This is a genomic window from Hyphomicrobium sp., from assembly GCF_041659645.1.
In the GTDB taxonomy this organism is placed as follows: domain Bacteria; phylum Pseudomonadota; class Alphaproteobacteria; order Rhizobiales; family Hyphomicrobiaceae; genus Hyphomicrobium_B.
This window is the reverse complement of sequence record NZ_JBAZXX010000002.1, coordinates 933,737-953,841: the sequence shown is the minus strand read 5'-3', so window position 1 is coordinate 953,841 and position 20,105 is coordinate 933,737. Positions and strand designations below refer to the sequence as shown.

Below are 20,105 nucleotides of genomic sequence, written 5' to 3'. Positions count from 1 at the left end.
GTGTGGATGACCGCCGAAAGGCTTTGGTCTGTTGCTGCTCCGCCGCTCAATCGACCGACGGACGAGATACGGGTGAGAAATCCGGCGCCGTCAAAGTGAAGCCGTCGAACGTGAATGCGGGCGCGACGGTGCAGCCGACAAGTGTCCATTTTCCCAGGCTTCGCGCTTGCTGCCAGTGTCCGGCGGGAACGACCGCCTGCGGGCGCTCGCCGTCGGTCAGATTGCTGCCGAGTCTGATTTTCTCGATAGGCCCGCCGCTCGGCGACATTTCAAGCAATAGCGGATCGCCCGCGTAAAAGTGCCAGCCTTCGGCCGCGTCCACCGCATGCCAGTGCGAACGCTCGCCCGCCTTCAACAGGAAATAGATTGCCGTCGAAGCCGCCCGTTTTCCAGGCTCGGCCTTATCGCGGAACGTCTCGCGGAAATGGCCGCCCTCGGGATGCGGTGAAAGCTCAAGCATCGCAATGACGTCGTCGCCCGAGAGATCGGCAGGCATCGCATTTTCTCCGGAAAGCGTCGATTAGGCCTTGTTCTTCAGCTGCCTCAGGCGGGCGAAGACTTCCGAGGCCGGAGCGCCAAGCATGCCGAGGCGGGCTTGGATGGATCGCGATTTCGGCCGCAGAAACGGGTTCGTCGCTTTTTCGAACTCGATCGTTGTCGGCAGCGTCGGCTTTCCGGCGGCGCGAAGAGCCTCGACGTCCGCGGCACGCTTTTTCAGAATTTCGTTTTCAGGTTCGATGGTCAGCGCGAAGCGCGCGTTGTTCAGCGTATATTCGTGCCCACAGTAGATGTTGGTCTTGTCCGGAAGGGCTGCAATTTTCGAAACGGAGTCCCACATCATCTCCGGGTCGCCCTCGAAGATCTTACCGCAACCGAGGGAAAAGAGCGTGTCTCCGGTGAATACGATGCCGTCGTCGGGGAAATAATAGGTGACGTGTCCGAGCGTATGGCCCGGCGTCTCGAGGACTTGGATCGGATGACCGGCAAACACCAACGCACTTTTTTCCGTGACCGCCCGGGTCAACCCCGGAATACGGTCGGCTTCCGCCTCCGGCCCCGTGACGTTTGCGCCGTAAAAGGCCTTGAGTTCCTCGATCCCGCCGGTGTGGTCGGTGTGGTGATGCGTGATGAAAAGCTCGTTCAGCCGCCACCCGCGCTCGGCCAACGCGGCCTTGATCGCAGCCGCGCTCGGCGCGTCGATAGCCGCCGTTTTGCCGGATTCCGGCTCATGCAGAATGACGCAGTAATTGTCCGCGAGACACGGCAGAAGGACGATTTCAAGGGCTCCCATGGCGGGGACTTTGGTTGGCGCCGAGGGCCATGTCAAACGCAACGAAACGCCGCAGCGCAAATTCGTTTATTGCGCTTCCAGGCTGTCTCTCGGAAGTCGGATCGTCTAGAGAGTGTCCGATGATCCGTTTTAATCAATCTGCGTAAGCGCCAAGATGCCTCTCGACGCCAAAACCTTGAGAGATTTCTACCGGACGCCGCTTGGCCGGGTTGCGCGCCGCCAGCTGACGTTAGCCATTCGTGAAAGATGGAAACGGGTTAACGGCTTGACAGTGGCGGGCACGGGCTTTGCGTCACCGTTTCTCGGCACCTTCCGCACCGATGCGGCAAGCCTCGCTTGCCTGATGCCGGCGCGCCAGGGAGCGGTCGTGTGGCCGCGTTCGGGCCATTGTCACTCGGTCCTCGTTGGCGAAAACCAATGGCCGCTGCCCGACAATTCCATCGATCGACTGCTCGCCGTCCATTCCCTGGAGCAGGCCGAGCGGCAAGGCCCGCTCCTGCGAGAGATGTGGCGCGTGCTAAAGCCCGACGGTCGTGTCTTGTTCATCGTTCCCAATCGCCGCGGACTGTGGTCTCGCATGGATCGTACGCCGTTCGGCTATGGGCTTCCCTTCAGCCGCGGACAGCTTGAGACCCAACTGACGGACGCGCTCTTTACGCCCATCGACTGGGGGGAATCTCTCTATTTTCCACCAATGAGCCAGCGGCTAATGCTGCGCATGGCGCCCGCGCTTGAACGCTTCGGATCGAGCATGTCGATCGGCGTTGCCGGCGTCATTCTTGTCGAAGCCACGAAAGAAGTCATGGCGCCCATCGGTAGCGCCAAACGCGTCGCGCAGCCCGCAATTCTCAAACCGGCCGATAACAGATCGTCCGCGGGAATTCGCCGATTCAGATAGAAGCGGAAGACCGCGAAGGACCGCGCAACAGGAACACGGCTTTTTCCCCGAACAGGTTCTGCATCGACAGCGACCACTTGATCGGAAGCCGCGCGCCGTAAGCATTGAACGCGACGGCCTGTTCGACGTCCGCATGCACGAGCTCGCAAAGATCGGCAAAGTCGCGGATCGTGCACAGATGCGCGTTCGGCGTCAGATACCAGAGGTCGGGCAGGTTATCGTTGATGGGCATGCGGCCCGTCAGCAAAAGCTTCGTGCGGACATGCCAGTGCCCGAAATTCGGGAACGAAACGATCGCCCGCCGCCCAATTCGCAGCAGGTTTTCAAGCACCGTCTTTGGCTGACGCGTGGCCTGGATTGTGAGCGACAGGATGGCGTAATCGAACGCCTGATCCGGGTAATTGTCGAGATCGCGGTCGGCGTCGCCCTGGATGACGGAAAGCCCTTGCGCCACGCACGCGTTCACCTTGTCGCGCTGCAGTTCGACCCCGCGTCCGTCGACACCTTTTCGCTCGGTGAGAAGCTGCAGAAGCTCGCCGTCGCCGCAGCCGACATCGAGCACGCGCGATCCCGCTTCGACCATCTCGGCAATGAGAGCATGATCGAGACGCGGCGTCTTCTGCGCGCCGGCGATTTTCCCGATGTCGGGCGCGTTCATCGCGAAGCCTCTTTCGGTGCGTCAAGGCCCCGCTTGACGGCGGCGGCATTGAGAAAACCGCGGATCGTCGCGAAGAATGTCGGCTCTTCGAGTAGGAACGCGTCGTGACCTTTGTCGCTTTCGATCTCGACGAACGAGACGTTGGCTGCAACCGCATTCAGTGCTTGCACGATCTCGCGGCTTTCCTTTGTCGGATACAGCCAGTCGGACGTGAACGACACGACGCAGAACCGCGTGCGCGTGCCGCGGAACGCGTTCGCGAGCACGCCGCCCGCGCTTTCGCGCAGGTCGAAATAATCCATTGCCCGCGTGATGTAGAGATAGCTGTTGGCGTCGAAGCGGTCGACGAACGTCGATCCCTGATGGCGCAAGTAGCTTTCGACCTGGAAATCCGCGCTGAACGAGAACGTCTTTTCAGACCGGTCCTGCAAGGTCCGCCCGAACTTCCGGTGCAGCGCTTCTTCCGATAGATACGTGATGTGTGCCGCCATGCGCGCGACGGCCAAACCGTTGCGAGGTACTTTTCCCGACGCAAGATAATTGCCGCCGTCCCAAGCCGGATCGGCCATCACGGCTTGCCGTCCGACTTCGTGAAACGCGATGTTCTGCGACGAATGCCAAGCGGCCGTCGCGATCGGCACGGCGGCGAACACCCGGTCCTTGTAGCGCGACGCCCATTCGAGCACCTGCATGCCGCCCATCGATCCGCCGATGACCGCGAACAGCTGGTCAATTCCCAGAAAGTCGATCAGCCGGACCTGCGCAGCCACCATGTCGCCGATGGTAATGACGGGGAAGTTCAAGCCGTAGGGCTCGCCGGTCTTTGGGTTGATCGACGCAGGTCCCGTCGAGCCCATGCAGCCGCCGAGAATATTCGAGCAAATGACGAAAAAACGGTCCGTGTCGATCGGCTTGCCCGGCCCGACAAGCACCTCCCACCAGCCAGGCTTGCCAGTGACCGGATGTGGGCTCGCAACGTATTGGTCTGCCGTCAACGCGTGACAGAGCAGGATGGCGTTCGATTTGTCTCTGTTGAGCGTGCCGTAAGTCTCATATGCAATTGAAAATGGCGCCAAATCCTGTTGGCAAGCCAGCCGCAGGGGCGCACTCGCGTCGAAACGCGCGACGGGGCTCGTCGGCGTGTGGACTTCCGAGTGCCGCCGTAAAACCGGGGCAACGAGATCGGGCGATGCAGCGGTCATCGGATCAATCGATATCCCGGGGTTGAACGGTTCAGCGTGCGGCTAGAGGAGCGGCCGATAAAGTCAACTTTAAACTTTGATTTCAAGTGGTGAAGCCCCTATCAATGCGCCCGAACCCCCCAATTTCGGTCAACAATTCGAGAACATATATGGTGGCGAAAGCTCCAATTGCACGTCCGGGCATCCTGGATATCGCAGCCTACGTGCCCGGCGAAAGCAAGGTGCCGGGCGGCTTTGTCCCCGCCAAGCTGTCGTCGAACGAAACTCCGTTGGGCCCGAGCCCTGCGGCAATCGAGGCATTCAAGGCAGCCGCCGGCGAGCTCGAGCGTTATCCCGACGGCCAGTCGACGCGTCTTCGCGAAGCCATCGCCCGCCGTTACGGGCTCGATGCTGCCCGCATCGTCTGCGGATCGGGCTCTGACGAGCTCTTGGGACTTCTTGCCCGCGGCTACCTCGGCCCAGGCGACGAGGCGATCTACACCGCCCACGGATTTCTGGTCTACCGCATAGCCATTCTCACGAACGGCGCGACGCCCATCGTCGTGCCTGAGCACAACCTGAAAACCGATGTCGATGCCATCCTCGCGGCCGTCACGCCAAAAACGCGGATGGTCTTCATCGCCAATCCAAACAATCCGACCGGAACCTACATCTCCATCGAAGAGGTGCGCCGTCTGCGAACAGGGCTGCGCAGTGATATCGTGCTCGTGCTCGACGCGGCCTATTCCGAGTACGTCAGCCGTAACGACTACGAAGCTGGCATCGAACTCGTCGCCACGACGCCGAACACCGTCATGACGCGCACGTTCTCGAAAATTTACGGGCTTGCGGCGCTCCGCATCGGCTGGGCCTATTGTCCGCCCGAGATCGTCGATGTGCTCAATCGCATTCGTGGACCGTTCAATCTGTCGTCGCCCGCAATCGCCGCCGGCGCGGTTGCGATTGAAGATATCGCCCACATGGAGCGCGCCAAAAGTCACAACGACCAATGGCTCGCCTGGGTCGAAAGCGAGCTGAAAAAACTCGGCCTCGCCGTCACGCCGAGTGTCGCGAATTTCGTGCTCATGCATTTTCCGGAAGGCAGCGACAAGACCGCATCCGGGGCCGACGAATTCCTGAAGTCGCAGGGCGTGATTGTGCGTAAAGTTGGGGCTTACGGTTTTCCGAATGCGCTGCGCATGACGATCGGCTCCGAGAGCGACAACAAGCGAGCGATCGACGCGCTCGGCCGTTACTTGAAGGGTGCCGTCTGATGGCCCGCGACGACAGTGAAGGAAAGCCGATGTTCAAGCGCTTGGCGCTGATCGGCGTCGGCCTGATCGGCTCATCGATCAGCCATGCGGCGCGCCGTGCCGGTATCGTCGGTGAAATCGCGTGCAGCGCTCTGACCGCTGCCGAACGCCAACGCGCCGAAGCGCTCGGCCTAGCGACGAAAGTCTATGCCGACCCTGTTGACGCCGTCAAAGGTGCCGATCTGATTATCCTCTGCGCGCCGGTCGGCGCTTTCAAGGAGATCGCGGAGGCCATCGGACCGCATCTGGAAAAAGGCGCGATTGTTTCCGATGTCGGCTCGGTCAAGGCCGCCGCCGTGCGCGATATCGCGCCGAGCATTCCCGATGGTGTGCATTTCATCGCCGGTCATCCGATTGCCGGCACGGAGCAGTCGGGACCCGACGCTGGTTTCGCGGAACTTTTCGACGGCCGCTGGTGCATTTTGACTCCCGCGCCCGATGCCGACGCGGCGTCGCTGGCGAGGCTTGAAGAATTCTGGCGCAAGCTCGGCTCCAACGTCGAGCTGATGACGCCCGAACATCACGATATGGTGCTTGCGATCACGAGCCATGTGCCGCATCTCATCGCCTACAACATCGTCAACACCGCCGCCCACTTGGAGCGCGTGACCGACAGTGAGGTCATCAAGTTTTCGGCCGCGGGCTTCCGCGATTTCACCCGCATCGCCGCGTCCGATCCGGTGATGTGGCGCGACGTCTTCCTGAACAACAAAGAGGCTGTTCTCGAAATGCTCGGCCGCTTTTCGGAGGATCTCGTGGCGCTGCAACGGGCCATCCGCTTCGGCGACGGCCCGACGCTTGAGCACATGTTCACCGAAGCGCGCGCGGTCCGGCGCGGAATCATTCAGGCCGGTCAGGATACGGAGCAGCCCGACTTCGGCCGCAACGTCTCACGCGTGCGGGAAAAGTCCCGCTGAGCCGCGCTTACGCCGAGTGCGGCGCGTTCATGAATTGCGCCGTGATGAGATCGGCTTCGACGGCTTCGGCTTCCTGATTGGAAGACGCCAGCAAATGCACATGAACTTCGTCGGCGCCGAGAGCTGCAGCGTGCTGGCGGATTTCAGCAAGGTTCTCTGACGGAGAATTGTTCGACAGCCGGCCGATCGCAAGGACGGCGCGCGTCGAGCGATCGCTGCGCCGCACGAGGATATAATTCGCATCTTCGAGCGTCGGGCAGTCGAATAGGCTGTAGACTGTGTGCACGTAGCGTTTGCCCGATGCGCCGGTCCAGAAATGAAACCGCGGCGGCTGTTCCGGATACATCCCGCTGGTGATGACCGGCTGCGGTTCGCCACCCTCATGACGGCGCGACCGGAATTCGGCGAATTGGATAATTTCGGCACTCATTACGCACAACCCCTGATCGGCATCTTATCGCCGAATATTGCTCTTGAGACCTTGATACCCCGCTGGACCGTGAGGAATGATGAACTTTGGTTCGAAAATTTGACGTGCTTGCCCTGATCGCGCCCCGATGGTCAATGAGGTGTTGAGAACAGCAAGAATTGCAAACACTCCGCCCGAGCAGAGACGCGCTTCGCAAGCAAATCTAAATGCACGTTAGCGATTTGACGGGGGCGGCTATCGAAATGGCGAACGGCTGGTGCCGAAATCGTTAATTTCAATGGCCTTAGCCGCAGCGCGAATAATCACAATTCGTGCAGGTCCAGCAGCCTTCGATATGCCGGAGCGCTCGCTCACCGCATTTTGGACAAACCCGCGCCGCGGCGACTGCCCCATGATGACCCGGCGCGCTGCTGTCGTTGCGGGTTTTGCCTTGACCCTCGGTGCCGATCCGCTCGATCGCAACCATCGATTGGCGCGCGGGCTGAATCTGGCCACTCTCGCCGTCTTCGCGCGTCAGGAAGCCGATGTGAAGCATGTGCTGCTCGATGACGTCGCCGATGGCCGCGAGCAAGCTCGGGACATAGCGCCCTCCCATCCAGCGGCCGCCCTCCGGATCGAACACGGCTTTCAGTTCTTCCGCGATGAACGATACGTCGCCGCCGCGGCGAAATACGGCGCTGATCATCCGCGTGAGCGCCACCGTCCAGGCGTAGTGCTCGAGGTTCTTCGTGTTGATGAAAATCTCGAATGGCCGTCGCCGCCCGTCGCGGACGATGTCGTTGATGGTGACGTACAGTGCGTGCGCACTCGCCGGCCACTTGATTTTGTACGTTAGGCCTTCGAGCGCGGCATCCCGCTCAAGCGGCTTCGTCATGTAGACGACGTCGCCGGATTTCGCCGGATCCTCCAGCGATCTCGCCGCCGACGGTTGCGCCCGCTCCCCGCCGTCCGTTGCCGGTGTCGACTTGGAAAGGACCGAGCCCGTAACGGCGTTCGGCCGGTAGGTCGTGCAACCCTTGAGGCCCAAATCGAAAGCTTCCGCATAGATGCCGCGGAAATCTTCGAAGGAAATGTCCTCGGGGCAATTGATCGTCTTGGAAATGGCGCTGTCGACATAGAGCTGCAGCGCCGCCTGCATCGCGATGTGCTCGGCAGGCGACAACGTCTCCGCCGTTACGAACGCGTCCGGTAGCGGCGCAGTCTCGCCGAACGCCGCTCGAAATTCGCGATAGGCAAAATCCTCGACCGTCTCCTCGGTCGCCGTCGTGCCGTCGCCGAGGATGCGGCGCCGGTAGGCGAAATCGAACACCGGCTCGATGCCGCTCGAAACATTGCCCGCAAGAAGCGAGATTGTTCCGGTCGGCGCAATCGATGTGAGACAGCCGTTGCGGATGCCGTTGGCGGCGATTGCCGCGCGAACGTCATCGTCGAGCCGCCCGAGGTTCGGTCGCGCCCGAAAAGCTTCCGCATCGTAAAGCGGAAACGCGCCTTTCTCGGCGGCCAACGCCGCGCTTGCGCGATAGGCGGCGTTCTGGATGATCGCCATCCATTCGGCGGCTTTCTCGCGAGCAGCTTGGCTGCCGTAGGGAAGCCCGAGGAACACCAGTGCGTCGGCAAGCCCCGTGATCCCGAGGCCGATACGCCGTTTCGCGCGTGCTTCGTGCGCCTGCGCGTCGAGTGGATAGCGTGAAATATCGATGACGTTGTCGAGGAAGCGAATGGCGGTCGCGACGCGCGCTTCGAGCTTCGCGCGGTCTATGTCGGCCTGCGGCGTGAACGATTTCTCGACTAGGCGTGCGAGATTGATCGACCCGAGAAGGCAGGCGCCGTAAGGCGGCAACGGCTGCTCTCCGCACGGGTTCGTCGCCGATATCGTTTCGCAGTACGCGAGGTTGTTCGCCGCATTCACCCGGTCGATGAAAATGACGCCCGGCTCCGCATAATCATACGTCGCACGCATGATCGTGTCCCAGAGCCCCCGCGCGTCGACGGTCTTGTAGACCTTGCCTTCGAAAACGAGATCCCACGAGGTGCCGCGCTTGACGGTATCCATGAACGCGTCCGTGACAAGAACGGAGAGATTGAAATTCCGCAGCCGCAACGGATCGGACTTTGCAGCGATGAAGGCTTCGATGTCAGGGTGATCGCAACGAAGCGTTGCCATCATGGCGCCGCGCCGCTGCCCCGCCGACATGATCGTCCGGCACATGGCATCCCAAACGTCCATGAAGCTGACAGGCCCCGAAGCGTCGGCACCGATGCTCTTGACCGCCGCGCCTTGCGGCCGAAGCGTCGAGAAGTCATGGCCGATGCCGCCACCCGCCTGCATCGTCAGCGCCGCTTCTTTGACACTCTCGAAGATGCCCGAAAGGTCGTCGGGAATTGCCCCCAAAACGAAGCAGTTGAAGAGCGTGACGTTGCGGTCGGTGCCGGCTCCGGCGAGAATCCGTCCGGCCGGCTGAAAGCCGAAATCCGCCATGGCGTCGTAAAAGGCGCCCGCCCATTTCTCCTGCGCTTGGCTTCCTTGTTCGGCCGATGCGGCAGCTAGGGCCGCGCGCCGGAACGTGTCCTCGATTGTCCCGTCGGCAGCCGCCGTCGACGATCCGGCAAAGCGATACTTGCGCCGCCAAATGGCGTCGGAAATCGCGGGCAAACCTGACAAAATTGCGCTCATCGGAACAACCGTAATGTAGGCGTTCGGGGCCAATCTTCAATTCATGTTCACCATATGTTCCAAATGCGATCGCGTCAATCAATTTCGCGTCCGTTGATGCCCACTCTGTCTTCGGTCCGTGGTCGTGCCCTCAGCCGTGCTTTGCCCGTCTCTCGTGGGCTTGGATCATACCCTTGAGCTTGGCTATTTTCTGCTTGCTGCCCGCAATGGCGGCCGCGGTTGTGCCCGGAGCGTAGCCGCTTAATCTTTCTTGTTCGAGTTTGAGTTGCTTCTGATAGTCCGCCAGGACTTTGTCTTCTTTAGACATGCGCGCGCCTCGTCGTATTGCTCCGCGCTACGCATAGCACGGGAGTTCACTGCCAGTGAATTTCTGTCAACAGACCTGAATCTCAAACTGAGACAGTGCCCAGCCCGATCAGCGCTGCTCTCGCAGCAGGCGATAACGTCACTTTTTCAGAGAAGCGGAATGCTTCGAGACGATGCCTTGCGGCTCTAGCCGGTGAAGCCAGAGGGGCCGATCGCGACGCGATGCTTGTTCTTGTCGAAAATACGATACCCGCGAGCGCCGTATTTGGCCTTCATCGCCGGCAAATGGGTATCGGCTTGATCCCTGGCCTCTTCGAGCGTTGATCCAAGCGCCAATTCATCGAATATCTCTGGCGGTTCCACCCCAATCGGGGAAGCGACATACTCAATAATGAACATGAAAAGCCTCCAAGAATTCCTCCATGCATAGCATAAAGGTCGGGAAGCTTCTCTGCATAAAAAGCCGCCCGCCCGGCGACCGATGTCTCGGCGCGGGCGAACGGCTTTTAAATTCCATGAGAAAATCGCCGGCTCAGAGTTTGCAGAGCTTCGCTTCGCCGTGGCATGACCAGCCGATAGCTGCCGGGCTGCACTTGTAATGACGCGGGCCGAACGAATAGCCCGGCGTGCCGTTGCCCGACACCCAGGTGAAATAGATGTTCCAGTCGGTCGACTGCAGCAGCGCTGCGTCGACCTGGAAGTGCGCGAGTCCCTCGGTGAGGGCGACGCCCTCGGCGGCCTTGTTAAAGCAGTCTTTGGCTTCGGCCGGAGCGGCCGCCATAGCAGCGCCTCCGACGGCGAGAACGGCCCACATCAAACGGGCGGAAGTACGCATTGGATGGCTCCATGATTGCGGAAACGATCAGGTCTGGGATCGTGCCATACCGAGGCGGGCGCCGTGCATAACAAAGCGCGCGCTCGCTGTCGATTTCAGCCGCATTGCGGCATCGGAACATCAGCGCGCGGGAGAAGATGTGGAAAACTCAGTGCGCCGGAGTATCCGCGCGCATCTGCGCCAGCGGCGGCGGCGAAGGACTCCGCGCCGCCTCATCGATCAATCGCGCGCTCGCGGCTTCGATTGCCGTCTCGATCCGAGTTCGAAATTCCGCACGCGGCAGCCCCGGCGGCAAAGAGGGGAGGAATTCGACGACAATCGTCCCCGGATACCGCCAAAGGCTGCGGCGCGGCCAGAATAGGCCTGAATTGAGCGCAAGCGGCACAGTGGCGACTCCAAGCGCTTCATAAAGCGCGACATAGCCGGGCTTGTAGTCTGGAGCCGCACCCGGAATGGTCCGCGTGCCTTCCGGGAAAATGACGACCTCGCGGCCGATGCCGATCCGTTGCCGGGCATCGCGGATCATCGCTTTCAGCGCCGCCGAGGCTTTCTCGCGCCTGACAAGGATATGCTCGAACTTGATGCAGAACCAACCGTAGAAGGGGATCCACTTCAACTCTTCCTTGAGCACGATCGCCGGATCGCGAAACAGCGATATGAGGCCAAACGTGTCCCACGCCGATTGATGCTTCGAAATAACGAGGCATCCCGTCTTCGGCAGATTTTCATGACCGCGGACTTCGAGCTTTGTCCCGCAGATAAGCCGCAGAAGCCAGACGCAGGTGCGGCCATGAACTTCGAGCCCCTTCATCGCCCACGCTCGCGGGCCGATGAGCAGCCATGAGCCGAGAACGAGATACAGCGCCGTGACGACGTAAAAGACGACGAAGTAGACGAGGGAGCGGATGACGACCAATGGCGCCGGCCCGGGCGTCGCCAGTTTACTCATCGGCTTGCTTCTGCGGCGTGATCGCGACGGACCGTCCCTCGCTCCAATCGATGACGCGCTGCGCCGTGAGGCGCGCAACCGCCGGCAGGAATTTCAGATACTCCGAGAGCAGCACGCGAGTTGTCGTCGCATGTAGCCACCACGCCGTTTCCGGAAATCTCCGTGGTGTCACCGCGTAGGGCAGCAACGTGACGCCGGGCATGACCAGCGCCAGCTCGGCGAGGCTGCGAGGCATATGATAGCGCGACGTCACGATAATCAGCCTCGTGTAGCGGTTGGAATTGGCCCAGGTTCTCGTTTCGTCGGCATTGCCGACGGTGTCGAGCGCTTCATAGCCGAGATCGACGCAGCAATTGAAGAGCTGTTTGTCGATGCCGAGCAGGCGCTGCATCTCTTCGCGGCTGACCTTGCGATTGACGCCGGAAATCAACATTCGTTTGGCGCGGCCCTCGCTCATCAGCTTGGCGCCGGTTTCGATGCGATTGTCGCCGCCAGTCAGCACGACGATGCCGTCGGCCTTGTCCCAGCCCGTCGCGTCTTCGCGGGTGACGGATACCGCAAACAGCACGAATCCGAACGCCAGCGCGGTCGCGCCGAACGCCAGCATCAGAACGAATGCCTTTGAGATCGCTGTCATGGTCGGATGGTGTGTTCGGTATCGCTCGTTTTTGCGCCGCTGGCCGTCGTCGCGAAGTCTAGCCGAACTTCAGCCGGATAGGCAGCCTCATCCACGGGGCGAACTTGATGCTGTGCCATGCAAATCACAGCAACTCCCCCCGCAGGATTATGATTGCTCCCCGCGTCTAATGCCGGCCATGCAAGATGCGATAGACGCCGACGCGGGACGTCACCATGCAAAGCCCTGCGATCGTGACGACGACGAACCCCAAGATGACATAGCCGAGCGCATCGAGCGCCCCGGTTCCAATCAGCCGCTGCATCTCGACGGCGCTGACCGCCCCGCCGCCAAGCATTTCCGTTATGGCCGGCATGCTCATGAAGACGAGCATGGCCAACGCCGCACCGACGATGCCCGCCTTGATCCCGAGCCGCAGGAAATGCTTCTCGAATTCGCGCGAAATGAATCTGTCGGTGGCGCCGACGAAGTGCAGCACCTCGACGATTTCGCGATTCGACGCCATGGCGCTGCGGGTCGCGGAAACGATGATCGCTGTGGTCGCGGCGCCGACGAGCGCGAGGATCGCCAGACCCCCCAATGCGAACGACCGTGTCACGGCGCGGATCTGCTGCTGCCAGCGGCGGTGGTCGTCGAGTGACGCACCCTTGAAGTCCCTTGTGAGCGCCGTCGAAATCTCGGCCAGATCCGGCGGATCGGTGCGATCGACCTGGACGGCGATAAGGCGGGGCACCGGCAGCGACTTAAGCGCATCCGCCGAGCCGAGCCATGGCTGCAGAAGCGCCGCCGATTGGTCGAGGCTCAACGCGTTGACGTTCGCGATCCCCCGCTGCTTTTGCAGAAACGCGACCGCGTCGGAGACCGTCTTGTCGATGTCGCCGGTCTCCTGCGGAATGACCTGCACCGTCACTTCGCTCGCGATGTCGCTGAGCCAAGCGTCCGAAGATTCCTTGATCATCCAAACCGCGCCGGCCGTAAGACACGCGAGAAAGCACATGATCGCGATGACGAGCGTCAGCGAACGCCCCGTGACAGAGCCGGGCGGTACGACCGGAGCCGTCACTTTCATCTTGCGGCCACGTTCGCGGTCTCGGTCGCGGCCCGGCGCCCTGAGATCACGCTGCGGGTCTTCCGTCGTGATTGCCGGTTCGGCGCTGAACGGCGGATATCCGGCCGTGCGTGATGGCACGCCGGTCACGGGATCGTCATAGGGGTCGTAACCGGGCAGCGATATCGCTGGATCGGCTCGTCCGGTGAAACGGCTAGATGATCCGGACATGGCCCTTGTGCACCTCGATGCGCGGCGCTTTGAACTGCCGCATGAGCTGATGATCGTGCGTCGCTATCACGACGGAGGTGCCGAGCCGGTTGAGTTCGACGAACAGCCGCAGCAAGCGCCGCGCCATCTGCGGATCGACGTTGCCCGTAGGCTCGTCGGCCAGCAGCACTTCCGGCTTGCCGATCACTGCGCGCGCAATGGCTGCCCTCTGCTTCTCGCCGCCCGACAGCACCGAAGGATTAACATACATCCTGTCGCCGAGGCCCACCCACTGCAACAGGTCCGTTACATCTTCGCGGTAGTCGGAGGGCTTTTTACCGATGACCTGCAAAGGCAGCGCGACGTTCTCCCAGACCGTCAGATGATCAAGGAGACGGAAGTCCTGAAACACGATGCCTATGCGCCGCCGCATCTCGGCGCGCATCTGCGGCTTCACCTGCGTGATGTCTTCGCTGAACATCCGGATCTCGCCACGGGTGGGATGCAGCGACATGAACATGAGGCGCAGCAGCGACGTTTTTCCCGCTCCCGATTCCCCATGCAAAAAGTGGAAGGACCCGGGCCGCAGATGGAATGTCACATCCGACAGCACCTCTGGCCCCCTGTCGTATTTCAGTCCGACATTCGTCAAGCGAATCAAGAGGTATTAGCCTTGGCAGTGGATATTGATGTCTCTTTACAGGTCCCAGCGTTTATAGACACGTCGAAGACACAATGATCAATCGATTACGATTGTGGCGCGGTCGTGTACACAGGAACCTTCACGGTTTCCGACCGCCAGCCGCCGCGAGTTGCAGGATAATGACATGCGCGATTTAGACGTCCCTCCGACCATAGAAACGATCTACTCCGCCGAGGATATCCAAGTCCGTCTTAGCGTTCTTGCCGCTGAAATCGCAGCCAAACGGCCGGAAAATCTCCTGGTTGTGCCGATCCTCAAAGGCAGCTTCGTCTTCGCCGCCGATTTGATACGGGCGCTCCACGCAGCCGGATTGGCGCCGGAGGTCGATTTCTTGACGCTGTCCAGTTATCGCAAAAGCCGGGTCTCCTCCGGCCAGGTGTCGATTTTGCGCGACCTCGATCTCGATGTTGAGCATCGCCACGTCATCCTGATCGACGATGTCCTCGATTCCGGTCGCACCCTGGCTTTCGCCAAGGATCTGATCTCGGCCCGCGGTGCCAATCTCATCGAAACGTGCGTTTTGCTCGACAAGCAGGCCTCCCGCGCCGTATCGATCGAACCGGACTACTGCGCCTTCGAATGTCCTGACGTCTTTGTGGTCGGCTATGGCATGGACGTTGCGCATCGTTACCGCGAGCTGCCCTTTGTGGGCCGCCTCGTCGATTAGGGCCGAGGATACCGGGTTCGAAGGGAGGGCGCTTCATGGCGACGATCCTGCTCGCAGACGATGACGCCGCCGTGCGCGATCTCGTCAAGCGGGCGCTGATTTCTGACGGTCATACGGTGCACGTCACGCAAGACGGCGTCGAGGCTCTCGAAGCTCTGGAATCCGGCGCGGTCGAAATCGACATTCTGGTATCGGATGTCGACATGCCCCAGCTCGACGGCATAACTCTCGCTGAAAAGGCGCTGGCCCTGAAGCCCGGCCTCGCCGTCGTTCTCATGTCGGGTTTTTCCGATCAGCTTGAGCGCGCCGCCCGCTTGCGAGCGCGTCAACTGCTGTCGATTTCAAAGCCGTTTACACTCGAGCAGATCAAGCAGGCCGTCAGATCCGTGCTTTCGTGAGGGCCACGCGCTTCAGTTCTCGGGCTTGATGCGCGACGTCAGCCAAAGCGTCAAAAGCGCCAGCCCGATGAACGCCAGCGCGAACCAGGACGACGCCGCCGCGAAGCCGGTAGCACCGGCCCAGAAGATCGAAGAGAACGCTTCGGAAAACGTCGCAACCTTGGTCGCGGTCTGACGCCGGCGAAATTGATTGCGCTTCGCCGTGCTCTTGAACCAAAGCTGAATCGTGATCGCGGATATGCTCGCGGCAACAATGCCGAACAGCGTTGCGACCGCGCCAGCCTTCGAGATGAAGGCGATGCCGATGACGAACGGAGCCGCCGCGCAGGCGATCACGGTCAGGACGGCTTCGATCTTGGCCCGCGTGATCATGTTGCCCGTTGCCGGCGCCGTCGCCATGAGATCGGGCGCGTCTTCGCCCGAGATCGTCAGCCAAGAAAGTCCGCCGGAGAGTTGTCCAAACGCCATCACCAGAACGGGCGCGAGGATGACATGCACCTGCGTGTCCTGGCCCATGTCCCGCCAAAGAAGCAGGGCGGGCGGCAGCAGGTAGAGGATCTGCATGAGGGTTTGCGACAGAAGCCACGGATCGCGGCCGAGTAGGGTCAGCTCTTTATGCCGGAGCGCCCCAATCGGAGTGACTTTTCGGAAAGGCCTCGAAATGCCGCCGACGCTCTTTTTGTCGGTTTCGACACTGGCCGCTACGATGGCGTTGCTGCCGAATTCGGAGGCATAGACAGCGATCACCAGGGCCAGGAACGCGATGCCCGTCGTGACGATCGCAACCGCGGCGCTGGCATCGCCGATGAGTGCCTTAGCCGGCATCCAAAACAGGCTGTCGAGGGCGGGAGCCGCTCGGCCAACTGCTTCTGAATTCAAGATTGAGAACCGCGAAAGTCGGCCATACGCGAAGACCGCCGCGGCCTGCAAACCGATGAGCAGCGCCGCCCCAACGACCGCCGCGATGATTTGGGCAATGAGCCGGGTCCGCTTTGCGCCCGCAACGCGAAAAAGTCCGAGCGTGATGAGCACCGCAAGCCCGGTAGCGAAAGCACTCAATCCCGCGATAACGGCATAAGCTGAAAGCCAGCGCGGTCCGTCGATCCAAGCCGCCGCGTTGATCGCCGGGGCGATCATCATCGCTGACATCGCCGCGCCGGTCAGTGCGATCGACGCGATCCGAACCGCAAAAAGGTTCCGAGACGAAGCCGGCGACGACAGGATGAGATCGAGATCTGAACGCGCGTAGAAAGCACGGGTCACCTGCTCGATAGCCTGCGAAAGCATCATCGAGAACGTCAGCAGGATCGACGCGGTGAGCGTGATCAGCGTCGCCTTGCTCGCAAGGTCGGCACCCGGCAGGACGCGCGAGAGCAGGACGTAAGCCAGCCAATGCAGCAGCGCCACGAAAATGACGGCCCCGATCAACACGCTGCGTTCGCGCTTGGTCCGGCCGCCCGCCGCCATCTGCGCCCAGTCTCGCCAGGCAAGCTTCAACTCGTGCCGTGCAAACCATGGAAGCGATGCGGTCGTCATGCGGCGGCGCTTTCCTCGGCGACGAGGCTTAGAAAAATGTCTTCGAGATTGCCGTCGCGATGACCCCCTTGGACGCGAAGTTCATCGAGCGTGCCTTCCGCGATGAGACGGCCACGCGCGATAACGCCAATGCGTTCCGCCATGCGTTCGGCGACTTCGAGAATGTGCGTTGTCATCACCACGGTCGCGCCATTCGCAACGTACTCTTTCAGCACGGCCTTGACCCGGCGGGCCGATCCGGCGTCGAGGCCCGTCAGCGGTTCATCGAGAATGATAAGTTGCGGGTCGTGAATGAGCGCGCCCGCGAGCGCAACCTTCTGGCGCATGCCCTTTGACAAGCCCTGGCAGCGCATGTGCGCCTGCGCTTCAAGGTCGAGGACGCTGATAAGTTCCGCCGCGCGCTTGGTCGCCTTGCCGTCATCCATGCCCCAAAGGCCCGCGACGAATTCGAGATATTCGAGTGGATCGAGCTTGTCGTAGACCATCGGCTCATCGGGCACCCAGGCGGTCACGGCCTTTGCGGCGACGGGATCGCGGAGGGCATCAATGCCGAAAATGCTGACCGATCCGCCGTCGGGCTTCAAAAGCCCCGCGACCATCCGGAGCGTCGTGGTCTTGCCCGCGCCGTTTGGGCCGAGAAGCGCATAGAACTCCCCGCGCCTGAGGGAGAGCGACAGTCCGTCGACCGCCTTTTCGTTGAATGTCTTGCTGAGATTGCGGATTTCGAGCGCGGGAGCTTGGGAGATCATCGGTACGCACAACCTTGAACGATCGGTAAACACGGCATTGCCGCTCCGAGGCTAAGGGATTGTGATTGAACAAGAGTGAAGGCGCCCGCGAGGGGTGCCGCGCCTGCGGCTAGCCGCCCGTTACGCTCATGTGGCGGCTGACGGCGGGCTTTTTCGTGCGCCGGTCGATCACGAAGTCATGGCCCTTCGGTTTGCGCGAAATGGCTTCGACAATAGCCGCATCGAGCAGCGTGTCGTCCGTGGAGGCCCTCAGCGGGGCCCGCAAATCGGCGTCGTCTTCTTGGCCGAGACACATGTAAAGCTGGCCCGTGCATGTCACGCGGACGCGGTTGCAGCTCTCGCAGAAGTTATGCGTCAGCGGCGTAATGAAACCGAGACGTCCGCCCGTCTCCTTGACGGTCACGTAGCGCGCCGGGCCGCCTGTCCGATACGGATTATCTTCGAGCGTCAGCCGGTCCATCAGGCGCGCGCGTACGATCGAGAGCGGAAGATATTGGTCGGTGCGGTCTTCGCCGATGTCGCCAAGCGGCATCGTCTCGATAAGGGTCAGATCCGCGCCGCGGCCATGCGCGAAGCGGATCATGCTTTCGATCTCGTCCTCGTTGATGCCTTTGAGCGCGACGGCGTTGAACTTCACCTGGATGCCGGCTGCTTCCGCCGCATCGACGCCACGCAGGACGGCGGCGAGATCGCCCCAACGCGTCACTGCCTTAAACTTTTGCGGATCGAGAGTATCGAGCGAGACGTTGACCCTGCGGACCCCGGCGGCATGAAGCTCGCCCGCATACTTTTCGAGCTGGCTGCCGTTGGTCGTCAGCGTAACCTCATCGAGCGCGCCGGTCTCGAGGTGCCGTCCGAGTGCCCGGAACAGCCACAGGATGTTGCGGCGTACTAGCGGCTCGCCACCCGTGATGCGAAGCTTCCGCACACCGCGACGAATGAAGGCCGCGCACAGGCGGTCCAGTTCCTCAAGCGAAAGCAGGTCCTTCTTGGGAAGGAAAGTCATATGCTCCGTCATGCAGTAGACGCAGCGGAAGTCGCACCGGTCGGTCACCGAGACGCGCAAATACTCGATCGACCGGCCAAAGGGGTCGACGAGCGGCGTTTCGGCGATTTGGGCAGACGCGCCCAGCATGAGACCTTCTCCCGGCAAGATCCTTGAAATCATATATCGTGCCTAGGGACGTCAAGGACAAGCAAAGGCCTCGCGTCACATTTTCCTGCATTGTAGAAAAAAACGGGTTGAGGGGAGGAAAAATCGATGAAAAGTCCCGCTGGGTATTTCGTATTGGGGTTTGTCGCCGCATCAGTGCTCTGGCTGATCGGCCTCGCCGTCCTGAATGGTGAGCTCTTCCGTGCCTTTACGGGCCACTAGGCCCGCTGCAGCACCCGTTTGAAGGGGCCGACGGTCCTGGCGATCAGGGCGGCGATATTGTCGATATCGTTAAGATCGAACACGGGCTTGCCGTGCGCGTCGACCTCGTAGTCCGCCGCGATGGCGAGCACCATCGGATCGGTCGGCGCCAATAGCTTTTCCGGCGCGACGGCGGCGCGGCGAACCTCGATCTTCGGAATGTTTGCAGCCTTATAGCCTTCGACGAGAATAATGTCCGCCGGACGCAGGCGCTCCGCGACAGCTTCGAGCGCCGGTTCCCCCGCCGACTCGATCTCCTCGATGAAAGCGACGCGCGATCCCGAGACGATCGCCGTCTCGGCTGCGCCCGCCGCGCGATGCCGGGCGGTGTCGCTTCCGGGCGCATCGATGTCGAATTTGTGGTGCGTGTGCTTGATCGTCGCGACGCGCAGCCCTTCGCCCGAAAAGTGTAACGTCAGCTTTTCGATCAGCGTCGTCTTGCCGGAATTTGACCAGCCCGCGACGCCGAACAGCGGCAGAGAAGAGGAGGAGTGGGAGAGAAAAGCTTTGCCCAAGACGGTTATCCTTCCATCGTTTTTTTAGCGAGGACACGGGCAGCGCCGAGATCGTCACGCGTGTTGATGTTGAAGAACGGATCAATCTCGCAGCCATCAATGTCGCGCATCGCAAAGGCCACCGCAACAGCATTGAGGTCGTTCGCAAGGCGGTTGGCGCTCAATGCCTGCCGCGCGAGAGCATCGGCGACGGCAGGCCGTGCATTCATGGGCCAAAGTCCAATCGTTGGATGCCGCCTCCCGGCCGATTCCGCAATCGCGACGCCCCCGTTTCGCACTGCATCAAGGCGCGCCACCAGATCGTCCGGCACGAACGGCGCGTCCGCCGAGACCGTAGCGATCACCGTCATGCCGGGAGTGTGCTCTGCAGCATAGTCCATCGCGGCGAGAAGCCCGCTCAGGGGGCCGAGTTCGGGGCTCTCCCGATCCGAGATCGTCTCGATTCCATACGCAGCAAAGCGCGCCGCGTCGCCATTGACGTTCAAGACCAGCCGTCCGACCTGCGGCCGAAACCGGGCGATGACGCGCGAAAGAATGGATTGTCCGTTAAGGTCCGCCAGCGCCTTGTCGCCGCCGCCGAAGCGCCGCGAGCGACCGCCCGCCAGAATGACGCCAAGAATATGATCGCACGTCCGCATAGGCCACGATTAGGCTGCCTCAAGGGGCACAGCAAGTCGCCTGTTTCCGGGCAATTGGGCCGCACCCGCGAGAGGCGCTTCCCACCGGCGCTCACCCGACTTATATCGCGCGGATAGAAAGAGCGCCGCTTCGGCGCT

General features: G+C 61.5%; 23 protein-coding genes. 5 read left to right on the top strand and 18 right to left on the bottom strand.

From position 1 onward, the window contains the following. Positions 1-46 precede the first annotated feature (46 nt). Entirely contained in the window at positions 47-496 is a 450-nt protein-coding gene (locus WC811_RS09535; RefSeq protein ID WP_372643526.1) for a cupin domain-containing protein, read from the bottom strand. 24 nt (positions 497-520) lie between these two features. Continuing rightward, the gene (gene gloB / locus WC811_RS09530) at positions 521-1,291 is read right to left on the bottom strand and encodes a hydroxyacylglutathione hydrolase (RefSeq protein WP_372643524.1); all 771 of its coding nucleotides are present in this window, start codon (positions 1,289-1,291) and stop codon (positions 521-523) included. A 154-nt stretch (positions 1,292-1,445) separates the two neighbouring features. Here gloB and WC811_RS09525 point away from each other — a divergent pair, with 154 nt between their 5' ends. Next, the gene (locus WC811_RS09525) at positions 1,446-2,189 is read left to right on the top strand and encodes a methyltransferase domain-containing protein (RefSeq protein ID WP_372643522.1); all 744 of its coding nucleotides are present in this window, start codon (positions 1,446-1,448) and stop codon (positions 2,187-2,189) included. On the opposite strand, the gene metW is transcribed toward WC811_RS09525, so the two are convergent. After that, positions 2,182-2,847 carry a methionine biosynthesis protein MetW gene (metW, locus tag WC811_RS09520; RefSeq protein WP_372643519.1) on the bottom strand — a complete coding sequence of 222 codons (666 nt, stop codon included), beginning with the start codon at positions 2,845-2,847 and terminating at the stop codon, positions 2,182-2,184. The two genes, WC811_RS09525 and metW, sit on opposite strands and share 8 nt — an antisense overlap. Then, positions 2,844-4,049, bottom strand: coding sequence for a homoserine O-acetyltransferase (locus tag WC811_RS09515; RefSeq protein ID WP_372643516.1), 1,206 nt, complete (start codon positions 4,047-4,049; stop codon positions 2,844-2,846). The genes metW and WC811_RS09515 overlap by 4 nt, the downstream gene beginning before the upstream one ends. 149 nt (positions 4,050-4,198) lie before the next feature. Between WC811_RS09515 and hisC the strand changes: the two genes are divergently transcribed. Beyond that, a complete protein-coding gene (gene hisC, locus WC811_RS09510; protein WP_372643514.1) occupies positions 4,199-5,302 on the top strand; it encodes a histidinol-phosphate transaminase in 1,104 nt (367 codons plus the stop codon). Then, positions 5,302-6,258: a prephenate/arogenate dehydrogenase family protein gene (locus tag WC811_RS09505; RefSeq protein ID WP_372643512.1), complete on the top strand. Its 957-nt coding sequence runs from the start codon at positions 5,302-5,304 to the stop codon at positions 6,256-6,258. Before hisC ends, WC811_RS09505 begins: the two co-directional genes overlap by 1 nt. Before the next feature lie 7 nt (positions 6,259-6,265). On the opposite strand, the gene WC811_RS09500 is transcribed toward WC811_RS09505, so the two are convergent. The 9 genes from WC811_RS09500 to ftsE form a co-directional block, all read right to left on the bottom strand. Further along, positions 6,266-6,688 carry a hypothetical protein gene (locus WC811_RS09500; protein ID WP_372643510.1) on the bottom strand — a complete coding sequence of 141 codons (423 nt, stop codon included), beginning with the start codon at positions 6,686-6,688 and terminating at the stop codon, positions 6,266-6,268. Between the two features lie 283 nt (positions 6,689-6,971). Next, positions 6,972-9,362: an adenosylcobalamin-dependent ribonucleoside-diphosphate reductase gene (locus WC811_RS09495; protein ID WP_372643507.1), complete on the bottom strand. Its 2,391-nt coding sequence runs from the start codon at positions 9,360-9,362 to the stop codon at positions 6,972-6,974. A 130-nt stretch (positions 9,363-9,492) separates the two neighbouring features. After that, a complete protein-coding gene (locus tag WC811_RS09490) occupies positions 9,493-9,669 on the bottom strand; it encodes a hypothetical protein (RefSeq protein WP_372643504.1) in 177 nt (58 codons plus the stop codon). Positions 9,670-9,854: 185 nt separating this feature from the next. Next, positions 9,855-10,067, bottom strand: coding sequence for a hypothetical protein (locus WC811_RS09485; RefSeq protein WP_372643501.1), 213 nt, complete (start codon positions 10,065-10,067; stop codon positions 9,855-9,857). Between the two features lie 133 nt (positions 10,068-10,200). Next, on the bottom strand, positions 10,201-10,503 hold the full coding sequence (locus WC811_RS09480) for a hypothetical protein (protein WP_372643499.1): 303 nt from the start codon (positions 10,501-10,503) through the stop codon (positions 10,201-10,203). A 148-nt stretch (positions 10,504-10,651) separates the two neighbouring features. After that, positions 10,652-11,452, bottom strand: a complete 801-nt coding sequence (locus tag WC811_RS09475) for a lysophospholipid acyltransferase family protein (protein ID WP_372643497.1) — start codon at positions 11,450-11,452, stop codon at positions 10,652-10,654. Continuing rightward, positions 11,445-12,089, bottom strand: a complete 645-nt coding sequence (locus WC811_RS09470) for a YdcF family protein (protein ID WP_372643494.1) — start codon at positions 12,087-12,089, stop codon at positions 11,445-11,447. Before WC811_RS09470 ends, WC811_RS09475 begins: the two co-directional genes overlap by 8 nt. Positions 12,090-12,255: 166 nt before the next feature. After that, positions 12,256-13,368 carry a cell division protein FtsX gene (locus WC811_RS09465; protein ID WP_372643491.1) on the bottom strand — a complete coding sequence of 371 codons (1,113 nt, stop codon included), beginning with the start codon at positions 13,366-13,368 and terminating at the stop codon, positions 12,256-12,258. Next, the gene (gene ftsE / locus WC811_RS09460; RefSeq protein ID WP_372643488.1) at positions 13,352-14,008 is read right to left on the bottom strand and encodes a cell division ATP-binding protein FtsE; all 657 of its coding nucleotides are present in this window, start codon (positions 14,006-14,008) and stop codon (positions 13,352-13,354) included. The genes WC811_RS09465 and ftsE overlap by 17 nt, the downstream gene beginning before the upstream one ends. Before the next feature lie 166 nt (positions 14,009-14,174). Here ftsE and hpt point away from each other — a divergent pair, with 166 nt between their 5' ends. Beyond that, complete coding sequence (gene hpt / locus WC811_RS09455) at positions 14,175-14,717, top strand: hypoxanthine phosphoribosyltransferase (RefSeq protein ID WP_372643486.1); 543 nt, start codon at positions 14,175-14,177, stop codon at positions 14,715-14,717. A 35-nt stretch (positions 14,718-14,752) separates the two neighbouring features. Then, entirely contained in the window at positions 14,753-15,115 is a 363-nt protein-coding gene (locus WC811_RS09450) for a response regulator (protein ID WP_372643482.1), read from the top strand. Between the two features lie 12 nt (positions 15,116-15,127). Here the strand turns inward: WC811_RS09450 and WC811_RS09445 are convergent, their stop codons facing one another. From WC811_RS09445 to mobA, 5 genes are all read right to left on the bottom strand, one after another. Beyond that, positions 15,128-16,651, bottom strand: a complete 1,524-nt coding sequence (locus tag WC811_RS09445; protein WP_372643479.1) for a permease — start codon at positions 16,649-16,651, stop codon at positions 15,128-15,130. Further along, entirely contained in the window at positions 16,648-17,400 is a 753-nt protein-coding gene (locus WC811_RS09440; protein WP_372643476.1) for an ABC transporter ATP-binding protein, read from the bottom strand. Before WC811_RS09440 ends, WC811_RS09445 begins: the two co-directional genes overlap by 4 nt. Positions 17,401-17,509: 109 nt before the next feature. Next, positions 17,510-18,535, bottom strand: a complete 1,026-nt coding sequence (gene moaA, locus WC811_RS09435; protein ID WP_372643473.1) for a GTP 3',8-cyclase MoaA — start codon at positions 18,533-18,535, stop codon at positions 17,510-17,512. A 236-nt stretch (positions 18,536-18,771) separates the two neighbouring features. Further along, a complete protein-coding gene (gene mobB, locus WC811_RS09430; RefSeq protein WP_372643732.1) occupies positions 18,772-19,338 on the bottom strand; it encodes a molybdopterin-guanine dinucleotide biosynthesis protein B in 567 nt (188 codons plus the stop codon). Then, on the bottom strand, positions 19,335-19,967 hold the full coding sequence (mobA, locus tag WC811_RS09425; RefSeq protein ID WP_372643470.1) for a molybdenum cofactor guanylyltransferase MobA: 633 nt from the start codon (positions 19,965-19,967) through the stop codon (positions 19,335-19,337). The genes mobB and mobA overlap by 4 nt, the downstream gene beginning before the upstream one ends. Between the last annotated feature and the right edge of the window lie 138 nt (positions 19,968-20,105).